The organism is Denitratimonas organivorans (genome assembly GCF_037478135.1).
Classification (GTDB): domain Bacteria; phylum Pseudomonadota; class Gammaproteobacteria; order Xanthomonadales; family Xanthomonadaceae; genus Denitratimonas.
On the sequence record NZ_JBBHDV010000013.1, the window covers coordinates 70124 to 83398 of the forward strand.

7 protein-coding genes are annotated in these 13275 nt (G+C 63.1%); all 7 read left to right on the top strand.

Annotated features, from left to right (window positions below; translation table 11 throughout):
• Window positions 1-95: 95 nt before the first annotated feature.
• The 7 genes from WDB66_RS12710 (at window position 96) to WDB66_RS12740 (ending at window position 13193) form a co-directional block, all read left to right on the top strand.
• Window positions 96-3605, top strand: coding sequence for a helicase-related protein (locus WDB66_RS12710; RefSeq protein WP_339398971.1), 3510 nt, complete (start codon window positions 96-98; stop codon window positions 3603-3605).
• 106 nt (window positions 3606-3711) lie between these two features.
• Window positions 3712-4887: a Fic family protein gene (locus tag WDB66_RS12715; protein WP_339398972.1), complete on the top strand. Its 1176-nt coding sequence runs from the start codon at window positions 3712-3714 to the stop codon at window positions 4885-4887.
• 166 nt (window positions 4888-5053) lie between these two features.
• Window positions 5054-5662: an NYN domain-containing protein gene (locus tag WDB66_RS12720; protein ID WP_339398973.1), complete on the top strand. Its 609-nt coding sequence runs from the start codon at window positions 5054-5056 to the stop codon at window positions 5660-5662.
• 8 nt (window positions 5663-5670) lie between these two features.
• Complete coding sequence (locus WDB66_RS12725) at window positions 5671-8568, top strand: DUF1156 domain-containing protein (RefSeq protein WP_339398974.1); 2898 nt, start codon at window positions 5671-5673, stop codon at window positions 8566-8568.
• A gap of 1 nt (window position 8569) precedes the next feature.
• Window positions 8570-9328, top strand: a complete 759-nt coding sequence (locus WDB66_RS12730; protein WP_339398975.1) for an AbiU2 domain-containing protein — start codon at window positions 8570-8572, stop codon at window positions 9326-9328.
• 8 nt (window positions 9329-9336) lie between these two features.
• Window positions 9337-10395, top strand: coding sequence for a PDDEXK nuclease domain-containing protein (locus WDB66_RS12735; protein WP_489670864.1), 1059 nt, complete (start codon window positions 9337-9339; stop codon window positions 10393-10395).
• On the top strand, window positions 10392-13193 hold the full coding sequence (locus WDB66_RS12740) for an ATP-binding protein (protein ID WP_339398977.1): 2802 nt from the start codon (window positions 10392-10394) through the stop codon (window positions 13191-13193). The genes WDB66_RS12735 and WDB66_RS12740 overlap by 4 nt, the downstream gene beginning before the upstream one ends.
• Window positions 13194-13275: the final 82 nt, after the last annotated feature.

Consider the following 13275-nt stretch of genomic DNA (forward strand, 5'->3'; position numbering starts at 1 on the left):
GGGCACGTCGCAATCTCAGTCGGTGAGACTACGACGTGCCAGCATCGCCGCTTTCTCCGACGTGCAAGGCCCGTGAATCAGGAACAACCCGAGCAATGAAACTCGAACAACTTTCCGCAGGCGCACAAATCACCGGCATCGATCCCTCCGGACCGGTGGCGCTCGTAGCCGTGGAATGGCTTGGCGAGGATGTCGTATCCGTGGTCTACCGCGGTGCCGATGGCCGCGTTTCCGAGCGCATGCTGTCCCGTACCGATGAGGAACGTCTCGCACCGGCCACCACCACGCGCGCCTGGAGCTTCCAGTCCAATGGCGGGGATTTCAGGCTCGCCACCGAAGCCCTGCGGATCAAGTTGGCGCACCTGTTCGATCCGATGATGGCGGTGCACACCTCCAACGTCGAACCACTGCCGCACCAGATTTCGGCGGTGTACGAACACATGCTGCCGCGCCAGCCGCTGCGCTATGTGTTGGCCGACGATCCGGGCGCCGGCAAGACCATCATGGCTGGCCTGTTCATCCGTGAACTGGTGATGCGCGCCGATGCGCGGCGCATCCTGATCGTTGCGCCCGGCTCGTTGGTGGGCCAATGGCAGGATGAACTGCGCGAGAAGTTCGGCCTGGAGTTCGAGATCTTCAGCCGCGAGCGACAGGAAGCCAGCGGCAGCGGCAACTATTTCCTCGATCAGGATCATCTGCTCGTGCGCTTGGACCAGCTCTCGCGCAACGAGGAATACCGCGAAAAACTCAGTCTCACGGATTGGGATCTGATCATCGTGGACGAGGCGCACAAGCTCTCGGCCAGTTACTTCGGTGGCGAAGTCAAGAAAACCCGGCGCTTCCAGTTGGGCGAACAACTCGGCGGCCTGTGCCGGCACTTCCTGCTGATGACCGCGACCCCGCACAACGGCAAGGAGGAAGATTTCCAACTCTTCCTGTCGCTGCTTGATGGCGACCGCTTCTACGGCAAGTTCCGCGAAGGCGCGCACAAGGTCGAAGTCGGCGACCTGATGCGCCGCATGGTCAAGGAAAAGCTGGTCAAGTTCGACGGCACGCCACTGTTTCCCGAACGCCGCGCCTATACCGCCCAGTACGAACTTTCCGATATCGAAGCCGCGCTGTACGAGTCCGTCACCACCTATGTACGCGAGGAAATGAACCGCGCCGACCGGCTCGATGGCAAACGCAAGGGCACCGTTGGCTTTGCACTGACCATCCTGCAACGGCGTCTGGCGTCCAGCCCGGAGGCCATCTACCAATCGCTCAAGCGCCGTCGCGCCAGGTTGGAAACCGAGCTGGCCGAACGCCGCACCCTCGCGCGCGGACGCAATGTGCGCGAGGACGCCGAGCTTTACGTGGTACGCAAACTCGACGTGCCGGACAACCTCTTTGAAGCCGACGACGAGCTCAGCGCCGAGGAATACGAAGCCTACGCCGATCAGGTGTCCAGCCAGGCCACCAGCGCCCAGACCCTGGCCGAACTGGAAGCGGAAATCATCAGCCTGCAAGCACTCGAACAGCAGGCGCGCGATGTCGTGCAATCGGGCAACGACAGCAAATGGCGGCAGCTTTCCGCCCTGCTCGAATCCCCGGAAATGCGTGATCCGCAGGGCCGACGTCGTAAGCTGATCATCTTCACCGAACAGCGCGACACCCTGAACTATCTGCGCGCCCGCATCGCCGACACCTTCGGCAATCCTGATGCCATCCTCGCCATCCACGGCGGGGTCAACCGCGACGAGCGGCGCAAGGTGCAGGAACGTTTCCGCCAGGACAAACAAGTCGTCGTGCTGCTGGCTACCGATGCGGCAGGTGAGGGCGTCAACCTGCAGAACGCCCACCTGATGATCAACTACGACCTGCCGTGGAATCCGAACCGCATCGAACAGCGCTTCGGCCGCATCCACCGCATCGGCCAGCGCGAGGTCTGTCACCTGTGGAACCTGGTCGCCAGCGGCACCCGTGAAGGCGCGGTGTTCCAACGGCTTTTCGAGAAGCTGGAAGTCGAACGCCTGGCGCTCGGCGGGCAGGTTTTCGACATCCTCGGCGAAGCCTTCGAGGGCGAATCGCTGAAGGATCTGCTGATCGAAGCCATCCGCTACGGCGAGCGTCCGGACGTGCGTGCCCGTCTCAACCAGGTCATCGACGGCGCGCTGGATACCGCACATCTGAGCAGCATCATCCAGCGCAATGCACTGGTCGACAACAGCATGACCATGGAGCACCTGTTCGCCATCAAGGAGGAGATGGACAAGGCCCAGGCGCGCAAACTGCAACCGTACTTCTTGCGCAGCTTTTTCCTGGAAGCCTTTGCCGCCATCGGTGGCGATGCGCGCAGGCGTGAAGGTCATCGCTACGAAATCCCGCACGTGCCCGCCGTGCTGCGCGAACGTGACCGCCAGATCAGCGACACCCGCACCCCGGTGCTGACCCGCTACGCCCGCATCTGCTTCGACAAATCCGAAATCCATGTCGATGGCAAACCGATGGCGGATCTGGTCCATCCCGCGCATCCGCTGATGGCCGCGCTGATCGACGTGGTACTGATCGAGCGCCAGCGCAGCCTGCGCGAGGGCACCATCCTGCTTGATCCCACCGACGAAGGCAGCGAACCCTCACTGCTCCTGCTGCTGGATCACGCCGTGCGCGAAGGCAGCAGCGAGAACGTCCGTCATCTCTCGCGCCGCATCCAATTCGTCCACGCCAGCGCCTCGGGCCAGATGCGCTTTGCCGGATGGGCACCGCATCTGGATCTGGAGCCGCTGGAACCTGCCGACCTGGCTCTGGTCGAGCCGCTGCTTGATCAACCCTGGCTGGCCTCCGGTGTGGAATCGCGTGCCGTGCAGCACGCCGCCACCATGCTGGCGCCGGACCATTACGACGAAGTGCGTCAGCGCCGCGAACGCCAGGTCAGCCGCATCCATGAGGCCGTCCATCACCGCCTGGTGAAGGAAATCAACTATCTGTCCAGCCGGGCCGCCCAACTCGATATCGATGTCGCCGCCGGCCGCCAGCCGCGCGTCCAGCCGCAACAATTGCGCCGCCGCGCGGAAGAACTCGCCGCGCGCCTGCAAACTCGTACCCGCGAACTGGAGGACATGCGCCACATCGTTTCCGCCACGCCGGTGCTGGTCGGCGGCGCACTGGTCGTGCCGATGGGCCTGCTGCGCGAACTTCGCGGCCAGACCCCGGCACCTTTCAGCCCCGATGCCGCAGCACGCCGCGCCATCGAACTGCGCGCCATGGCCGCCGTCATCGCCCACGAAGAAGCCCTCGGCCACGCAGTGAAGGACGTTTCGGCGGAAAAGTGCGGCTGGGACATCACCGCCCAACCACCCGCCACCGCCGGCGCGCTGCCGGAACCGCGCCATATCGAAGTCAAGGGCAGGGCACGGGGTGCCGATGTCATCACCGTCACCCGCAACGAGATCTGTACCGCCCTCAATCAAGGCGAAAAGTTCTGGCTCGCCATCGTGCTGATCGATGGCGACCACATCGATGGTCCGCACTACATCCCGCAGCCGTTCACCCAGGAGCCGGAGCCGGGCGCCACCTCGGTCAACTTCCAGCTTGCACATCTACTGGCGCAAGCAAGGACAGAGTGATGTGGCGGGTGCGACATTTTCGGCGACACTCTGTGCGGTAAAAAAGCTATAAATAGCTGACTCAGTTACACTAAACAACTTGATCAGGGGCGACATTTCGAGCGACATGAACGCGGTATCCACGCTTCCATGGTTGCGGCTGGAAACGGATCGGTTCGGCCCGTTCAGCTTTGTCGTGGGCGTGGACATGGCCGCGCTCGAAATCGAACTCACCCGCGTCGAAGACGCCTGGCGCATGTTCAACGCCTCACCGCTGGCCCAGGTCGCCAACCGCCTGCAACGCGAAGTGCTGGTTCAATCCGTGTTCGGCACCAACACCATCGAAGGCGCTCACCTCACCGAGGAAGAAACCGACCGCTCGCTCGACCTCGACCCGGCGCAAGTGCAGGCCGAGCAGGACATCCGCGTGCGCAACATCAGGGCCGCCTACGAACTGGCCGTGCGCAGTGCCGAGACGCCCGGCTGGGAACTGTCGCTCGACTACCTGTGCCAGCTTCACACCGAAATCTGTCGCGATCTGCCGCACGCCGACAACCGCCCCGGCCTGCTCCGCGACAACCCGCGCGAGCGCCCCACCGTCGTCGGTGATGCCCCGCATGGCGGCACCTACAAGCCGCCACAATACGGCCGCGACATGCGCACGCTTCTCGAAGGCTTGATCGACTGGCACCGGCAACTGGTACAGGCCGGCATCTCATCGCTGATCCGCGCACCGCTGGTGCATCTGTATTTCGAACTCATCCACCCATTCTGGGATGGCAACGGCCGCGTCGGCCGCGTCCTCGAAGCCACTTTGCTGCGTCAGGCCGGCTACAAGTACGCCCCGTTTGCCTTGGCCAAGTTCTACCAGGAACAGATCCACCGCTACTTCGCGCTGTTCAACCAGTGCCGCAAGACGGCTGCGCGCGGTGACGAACACCCCAACCATGCGTTTGTCGCCTTCCATCTGGAGGGCTTGCGCGTGGTCATCGAGCGCCTGCATGGGCGCGTCAACCAGATGGTGCATGTCCTGCTGTTCGAGGCCCAGGTCCGCGGCTTGTTCGACGCCGGCGACATCAACCAGCGCCAGTACGCCATCATCCGCCACCTACTGGAACACGGGCGCGCGCTGCCGATGACCAGCCTGCGTACCGACCCGCGCTATCAGGCCATGTATCTGGGGCTTACGGACAAGACCCGCCAGCGCGACATGCGCCGTCTGCTGGAAATCGGCCTGATCCGACACGACGACAACGGCCAGCTGTGGCCGGGATTCATCGCAAGCAGGGAGGCCGGCAAGTGAACAGCTGTCGATGCCGGAAAAAAGAAACGCCCGCACGAGGCGGGCGTCGGGCCGGGGATGCTATCCCCGGCGGGGTAGGCGGAATATTAGTCTTGCCTAACAGTTTGTCAAGTGCCGCGGTGCCAGATACGCGGCCGGCAGCAAGGGGCCGTGCATGGGCCGAGTGATGGGATACATCGACGGGTTCAACCTGTTTTTTGGGCTGCGCGACAGCAAGCTGCGCCGCTATTACTGGCTGAACCCCGAGAAGCTGGTAGCCAATCTGCTGAAGGAGGGCCAGGTGCTCGTAGGCACCCGTTACTTCACGGCCCGCATCAGCCCCAATCCGGCCGACCCCAACAAGCACCTCCGTCAGCAGGCGTACCTGGAGGCGCTGGAAACGCTGCCTGAGGTTGACATCGTTTTCGGCCAGTACCTGACCAAGCCAAAGTCCTGCCTTCGCTGCCATGCGACCTGGCAGCAGAACGAGGAAAAGATGACCGACGTCAACATCGCCGTGCGCTTGCTGACCGATGCCATGGACAATGCGTTCGATACCGCCATGATCGTGTCAGCCGACAGCGATCTGGTGCCGCCCGTGCAGGTCGTGAGGCAGCGATTCCCCCAAAAACGCATCATCATTGCATCGCCACCCAAACGACACTCGGTGCGCTTGGCCGAAGCAGCCAACGCCTGCTTCACCATTGGTCGAAAGCGGCTTGCCGACAGCCAGCTCCCCGACACTATCGTCAATCCTGCCGGTTACGCATTGCAGCGCCCGGACACCTGGAAATAGCAGAGCCCATGACCATCAAATCCCCCCGCAAGCTCATCGAAGTCGCCCTCCCGCTCGACAAGATCAACGCCGCCGCGGCGCGCGAGAAGTCGATCCGGCACGGGCATCCCAGCACCCTGCACCTGTGGTGGGCGCGGCGGCCGCTGGCGGCGGCGCGGGCGGTGATCTTTGCGCAGATGGTCAACGACCCCGGCTACCAGCAGGGCGGCGGGTTCAAGTACGGGGCGAACAAGGAAAAGGCCGCGATCGAGCGCGAGCGGCTGTTCCGCATCATCGAGGACCTGGTGCTGTGGGAGAACACCAACAACGAGGAGGTGCTGGAACGTGCCCGCGCCGAGATCCGCCGCTCCTGGCGCGAGGTCTGCGCGCTGAACAAGGATCACCCGCAGGCCGCCGAACTGTTTGACCCTGACAAGTTGCCTGCCTTCCATGACCCCTTCGCGGGCGGGGGTGCGCTGCCGCTGGAGGCCCAGCGCCTGGGGTTGGAGAGCCACGCCTCCGACCTCAACCCGGTGGCGGTGACTATCAACAAGGCGATGATCGAGATCCCGCCGCGCTTCGCCGGCCGCAAGCCGATCGGACCGGAGCCAGCGGCAGACACCGGCAGCCGGAAGAAGGCGACCAAGGATGCCTTTGAAGACTGGTCCGGCGCCCGCGGCCTGGCCGAGGACGTGCGCCGCTATGGCGCCTGGATGCGCGAGCAGGCCCAGCAGCGCATCGGCCATCTGTATCCGCAGATCGAGGTCACCGCGCAGATGGTCGCCGAGCGCCCGGACCTCAAGCCGTACCAAGGACAGAAGCTCACCGTCATCGCCTGGCTGTGGGCGCGCACCGTCAAGAGCCCCAACCCGGCCTGGCGCCATGCCGAGGTGCCGCTGGCGTCCACCTTCATCCTGTCCAGCAAGAAGGGCAAGGAGGCGTATGTGCAGCCGGTGGTGGAGGGTGACCGGTATCGCTTCACGGTGGAGGTGGGGACGCCGCCTGAGGATGCAAAGGGCGGCACTGCAGCCGGCAAGCGGGGTGGCTTCTATTGCCTGCTGTCGGACTCACCCATCGACTACAAATACATCCGTTCAGAAGGTCAAGCAGGGCGGATGGGGCGGCGTCTTATGGCTATTGTGGCCGAGGGTGATCGTGGTCGAGTTTATTTGACGCCGACCGAGGAGCACGAAGTCATCGCGCGACAGGCTGAACCTACTTGGAAGCCTGAAACAAAACTGCATGGCAAATGTCGCGTCAACGTCAGCAACTATGGGCTGGACGTTTACGGCGATCTATTTACCCCGCGCCAGCTGGTGGCGCTGACCACCTTCTCCGACCTGGTGGGCGAAGCCATCGCCAAGGTCAAGGCCGACGCGCTGGCCGCCGGCATGCCCGACGACGGCCGCGGCCTCGACGCCGGCGGCACCGGCGCCACCGCCTACGCCGAAGCGGTGGGGGTGTATCTGGCGTTCTTGGTCGATCAAGTAGCCAATCATCAATCCACGATCTGCGGTTGGAATCATCCAAACACGCAAATGAGGAGTGTGTTCTCTCGCCAAGCAATCCCGATGACTTGGGATTATGCAGAGGCCAATGTCTTCTCTAGCTCGTCCGGGAGCTACACGAATCTGTTCGATAGGCAAGTTAAAGGCTTTGAGGCGTTGGGAGCGCATCCCATCGAGGGGGTCGCACAGCAAGCCGACGCAGCAACTCAAGTCATCTCCCGTAACAGGCTGATATCCACCGATCCGCCCTATTACGACAACATCGGTTACGCCGACCTGTCCGACTTCTTCTATGTCTGGCTGCGTCGCTCATTGCGTTCGATCTATCCCGATCTGTTCGCCACGCTCGCTGTGCCCAAGGTTGAAGAGCTCGTAGCTACACCCTACCGCCATGGAAGCAAAGAGGCCGCTGAGACATTTTTCCTCGACGGAATGACCCAAGCGCTGCGGAATCTGGCGCAGCAGGCTCATCCCGGTTTTCCGGTCACTATCTATTATGCTTTCAAGCAGTCCGAGACTAAGGACGACGCCGGCACCTCCAGCACCGGCTGGGAAACGTTCCTTGAAGCGGTGCTACAGGCGGGATTTGCGCTCACGGGCACTTGGCCGATGCGAACCGAGAAGCAGGGTCGTGTAATCGGCAACAATACCAACGCCCTGGCTTCGAGCGTTGTCCTCGTCTGCCGCCGCCGCGAAGTCGACGCCCCTTCCGTCTCCCGCCGCGAGTTCATCCGTGAACTCAACGCCGTGCTGCCGGAGGCGCTGAACGAAATGACCCGCGGCGGCGTCAATTCGCCGGTGGCGCCGGTGGACCTGTCACAGGCCATCATTGGTCCGGGCATGGCCATTTTCAGCCGCCATGCCGCGGTGCTGGAGGCCGACGGTACGCCCATGAGCGTGCGCAGCGCCCTGCAGCTCATCAACCGCTACCTCTCCGAAGACGATTTCGACCACGACACCCAGTTCTGTCTGTCCTGGTTCGAGGAGAGCGGCTGGGCCGAGGGCAAATACGGCGATGCCGATGTGCTGGCCCGCGCCAAGGGCACCAGCGTCGCCGGCCTGGTCGAGGCCGGCGTGGTCGAGAGCAGCAAGGGCCGCCTGCGCCTGCTGCGCTGGCGCGAGCTCCCCGCCGACTGGTCCCCACGCAACGACGCCCGCGTGCCCGTCTGGGAAGCCCTGCACCAGCTCATCCGCGCCCTCAACCAGCACGGCGAAACCGCCGCCGGCCAGCTGCTCGCCCAGATGCCCGACAAGACCAGTGCCCTCATCGCACTCACCTACCGCCTCTACACCCTCTGCGAGCGCAAGGGCTGGGCGGAAGAGGCCCGCGCCTACAACGAACTGCAAGGCGCCTGGAACGGCATCGAGCAGGCCAGCCGTGAGGGTGCGGCGGGTGAGCAGGGGAGTTTGGACGTTTGACATGGCAAAGCCGCAGTCCATCACCGAAGTATTGAAGCTAATCGGTAACGAATTGCATTTGCTATGGGCGCAGATGGATACCTACCAGACGCTTTACCTCGTCGATAAGGATAAGCGTCAACAGTTGATGGCAGAGACGGCCCCCGGGTTCTTCGTTCTCATTCAAGCCACCTTGATCGAGAGCTTGTTGCTGCGTATTTGCCGACTTCTCGATCCTGCGGAGCAGAATGGCAATGCGAATGTCTCCTTCGAGACACTGTGGCTGCTGCTGGCAAAGAACGAGCAGCCGGACGAGCCCAGCTCACAGAAGGCCATGAGGCTCGCAGTTCGCGAATTGCTTGACGACTGGAGTGAGTGTCATTGCAATACCGCAGCCAATACTGTCGGCAAGTACGGCCGGCTCAAGAAGCTGCGTCGGAAGGTGCTGGCCCACAACGACTTCACCCTGCGAAGAAGAGCGCAAGCCAATGAGCTATGGGCTGTCGAGGCAACTGAGCAGGACTACGAGTTGGTCCGGGAAGTGGCGGGTCGCCTTTGGTCGGTCTATCGCAAAGTCAAACAGGAAGTCGTGGGCCGGGATGAGGTCGAGCCGCGATACGCGAAGCTGCATGACCAGCCTGTGATGTTGCTGAGGCAGTTGGCTAGCGGGATATGTCTCGATAAGTTGGTGGATGCCAACATTCGCCTGCAAGCGGCCGACTGTCTAACGCATCACATCGGCGACGAACGACAGCAGAAAGTGTTCGGCTCAAGCAAATGACCAAGCATATGAGCCAGTCATCAGCCTTGCTCCAGGAACTGCGCAGCCTGATTGAGCACGCACGGCTGCATGTCGCACAGACTGCCAACAGCACGTTGACCCTGCTGTACTGGCAGATGGGCGGGCGGATTCATCGGGAAGTGCTCAAAGGTGATCGGGCGGAATACGGACAGAAGATTCTTGCGACGCTGTCGCAAGAATTGACGAGGGAGTATGGGAAGGGATTCAATTTCTCGGCGCTGACGCGGATGGTCAAGTTTGCGGAGGCTTTCCCCGACGGGCAGATTGTTGCTGCGCTGTCGCAGCACCTGAGCTGGAGCCATTTCGTCGAAATCCTGCCGCTCAAGCAGCCGCTGGAGCGCGAGTACTACGCCGAAATGTGCCGCGTCGAGCGCTGGAGTGTGCGCACGCTGCGCGAGCGTATCGGCAGCCAGCTTTACCTGCGCACGGCGATGGCCAAGCAGCCGGAGGCGGTGGTTCGCAAGGAAATCAGCCACCTGCGTGACGGCGGGCAGATGACGCCGGACATGGTGTTCCGCGACCCTTACATGCTGGACTTTCTGGGCTTGCCGGACGGCTACAGCGAGCGCGATCTGGAAGCCGCCATCCTGCGCGAGATGGAACGGTTCCTGCTGGAACTGGGCAGTGGCTTTACCTTTGTCGCGCGGCAAAAGCGCATCAGCGTCGGCAAGGACGATTTTTACCTCGATCTGCTGTTCTATCACCGGTATCTGCGCCGGCTGGTGGCAGTGGAATTGAAGCTGGAAGCCTTCTCGCCTGCGCACAAGGGGCAGATGGAGCTGTATCTCCGTTGGTTGGATAAGTACGATCGCGCCGAAGGCGAGGCATCGCCCCTGGGGCTGATTCTGTGCGCCGGTGCGGATCGCGAACAGGTCAAGCTGCTGGATCTGGATGCGTCAGGTATCCGCGTGGCGCAGTATCTGGCGCATATCCCCGACATCGCGCAGTTGCGCGAACAATTGCATCGTGCCGTGCTGCTGGCACGTGAACGGGCCGCTACCGGTCAGTTGCCGCACGCGGAAGAATCGAACGAGGATCGGACATGAGTCTCAAACCCTGGCGCGAAATCGCCATCCCGCACGAAGACGTGCATCGCGGCACCTTCCAGCAGGCCGAGTTCGCCGCCGACATCACCCAGGTGCACGAGGGCAGGGCCGGTGCCGAGTATCAAGATCCGGCGCTGTTTTTCCGCCGCACCTTCATCACCGAGGGCATGGGCCTGTTGCTGACGTCGGTGGCGCAGCGCTTGTCCGGCAAGGGCGGTGATCCGGTGATCCAGCTGCAGACGGCGTTCGGTGGCGGCAAGACGCACACCATGCTGGCGGTGATGCACATGGCTGGCGGCAAGGCGGCGGCGACCGAGATGGACGGTGTGCCCGCCATTCTCGACCGCGCCGGGGTGATGCAGTTGCCTGCGGCGAAGGTGGTGGTGCTGGATGGCATCCGTCTTTCGCCGAGCCAGCCGCGGATGGTGGATGGCCACTCGCTGCGCACGCTGTGGGGCGAGTTGGCGTGGCAACTCGGTGGCGCAGAAGGTTATGCGCGCGTAGCCGATGCCGATGCCAGCGGCACGTCCCCCGGCAAGCAGGTGCTGGTGGAATTGCTGCAAGCCCATGCCCCGACGGTGATCCTGATTGACGAACTGGTGGCCTATATCCGCCAGTTCGAGGACGGCAAGGCGCTGTCCGGCGGCACCTACGACAGCAACCTGACCTTCGTGCAGGCGCTCACCGAGGCGATCAAGTCGGTGCCGACGGCGGTGTTGCTGGCGTCGTTGCCGGAATCCGAACGTGAGGCGGGCAGTGCGCGCGGTGTGCAGGCGTTGAAGGCGCTGGAGCATTATTTCGGGCGCGTGCAGGCGATCTGGAAACCGGTGGCGACGCTGGAAGCCTTCGAGATCGTGCGCCGTCGGCTGTTCACACAGATCAGCGACCGTTCGGCAGCCGATGCGGTGTGCCGCGCTTTCGCCAGCGATTACGTGACCCACGCAGCGGAACTGCCGGGCGAGACGCAGGAAGGCCAGTATCTGGAGCGGATGCAGGCGGCGTATCCAATTCATCCCGAAGTATTCGAGCGGCTTTACAACGACTGGTCAACCTTGCCCAGCTTCCAGCGCACGCGCGGCGTGCTGAAGCTGATGGCACGGGTGATCCACCGGCTGTGGCAGGACAACAATCAGGACCTGATGCTGATGCCGGGCAACCTGCCGCTGTACGACGCGGCGGTGCGCACGGAGTTGACGGCGTATCTACAGGCGGGCTGGGAGCCGGTGCTGGAGCGGGATGTGGATGGCGAGCGTTCCGAGCCGGTGTTCATCGAACAGAACGAACCACGTTTCGGTGCGGTGCAGGCGTGTCGACGGGTGACGCGCAGTATCTTTCTGGGCAGTGCGCCGACTGGCAGCAATGAGCTGGCCCGTGGCCTGGAAACTTCGCGCGTGGTGCTGGGTTGTCTGCAACCGGGGCAGGCACCGCATGTGTTCGTCGATGCGCTGGGCCGGTTGGAAGGCCGGCTGACCTATTTGAGCAAGGGCAACGGGCGCTGGTGGCTGGATGTGCGGCCCAACCTGCGGCAGGAGATGGAGGAGCGGAAGAAACGCTTCGACGATGCCGCAGTGATCGACGAAATCCGCCAGGCAATCAACCGCGTGATGGGCAATTCGCAGCCGTTTTCTGCGGTGCATGTGTTCACCCGGCACGCGGACATTCCGGACGATTGGGAACTGCGTCTGGTGGTGCTGCCACCTTCGGCTGCGTGGACGCGTGCAGGCACGAATCCGGCGCGCGACATGGCACAGCAGATTCTTCGCTCACGAGGAGAGCAGCCGCGCCAGAAGCAGAATCGCCTGTTGTTTCTGGCGGCGGATTTCGATCAGGTCGGGCGACTCAAGGACACCGTGCGGATGCTGTTGTCGTGGCGCTCGATCGAGGCCGATATCAAGGATCTGCGCCTGACGCTGGACAATCACCAGCAACGGCAGGCTACGCAGGGCCGCGAGCAGGCGGCGGAAACCTTGCTGCGGCTGGTGCGTGAGGCGTACCGCTGGGTTCTCGCACCGATGCAGTTGGAAAAGCGCAATGGCGGGCTGGAGGATCAGGGCTGGGAACATTTCGCGCTGAATCCGGCTTCGCAAGGTCTGGGCCGGGAAATCGAGCGCGTGGTGACGGAGAACGAGTTGGTGATCGGGGAGTGGGCACCCGTGCACCTGAATCGGTTGCTGTCCAAGTGGTACTGGAAGGATGGTGCCGTGGACGTGCCGGCGATGCAGGTGTGGCAGCACATGTGCCAGTACCTGTACCTGCCACGTCTGATCAAGTCCACGGTAATGCAGACGACCATCGCGGCCGGCGCCGTCAGCCGGGATTTCTTCGGGCTGGCCTACGGCAGGGATGGTGACAAGTGGCGCGGCTTTTCGTTCGGCAAGACCACCACGCCCTTGATGGACGAGCTGCTGCTGATCGAGCCGGCTGCCGCTGCGCAGTACGAGGAATCGATCCGGCCAGTCACACCGCCCGCAGCGCCCGTACCGACTCCGGGTGATGGGAATGAGCCGCCTTCAGAGCCTTCGCCGAATGCGCCGCAGCCACCAGTGGCTACGCCCGCACCGGTTGCCCGGCTGACGCGGTTTTTTGCCACGGCCGAGCTTGATCCGGTACGCGCATCGCTGGACTTCTCCAAGCTGGCCGAGGAACTCATCGGTCTGTTCAGCGCCTCACCCGGCAGCCAGGTCACGATCAAGGTCGATATCGAGGCGCAGAACCCGGATGGCTTCAGCGATTCGGTGGTGCGTGCGGCCAGGGAGAATGGCAAGGTGCTGGGCGTGCGTAGTGTGGATTTCGAGTAAGCGTCGCTGACGCAATGAAAACGGGCGCCACCTGGGCGCCCGTCCATCCATCACGCCGCCACCGCTGGTTTCATCCAAGCGG

Excerpts from the sequence above, each read along its gene's own strand:
- WDB66_RS12740 (WP_339398977.1), top strand. The coding sequence starts at position 10,392 with ATGAGTCTCAAACCCTGGCGCGAAATCGCCATCCCGCACGAAGACGTG.
- WDB66_RS12725 (WP_339398974.1), top strand. The coding sequence starts at position 5,671 with ATGACCATCAAATCCCCCCGCAAGCTCATCGAAGTCGCCCTCCCGCTC.
- WDB66_RS12710 (WP_339398971.1), top strand. The coding sequence starts at position 96 with ATGAAACTCGAACAACTTTCCGCAGGCGCACAAATCACCGGCATCGAT.
- WDB66_RS12715 (WP_339398972.1), top strand. The coding sequence starts at position 3,712 with ATGAACGCGGTATCCACGCTTCCATGGTTGCGGCTGGAAACGGATCGG.
- WDB66_RS12730 (WP_339398975.1), top strand. The coding sequence starts at position 8,570 with ATGGCAAAGCCGCAGTCCATCACCGAAGTATTGAAGCTAATCGGTAAC.
- WDB66_RS12735 (WP_489670864.1), top strand. The coding sequence starts at position 9,337 with ATGAGCCAGTCATCAGCCTTGCTCCAGGAACTGCGCAGCCTGATTGAG.
- WDB66_RS12720 (WP_339398973.1), top strand. The coding sequence starts at position 5,054 with ATGGGATACATCGACGGGTTCAACCTGTTTTTTGGGCTGCGCGACAGC.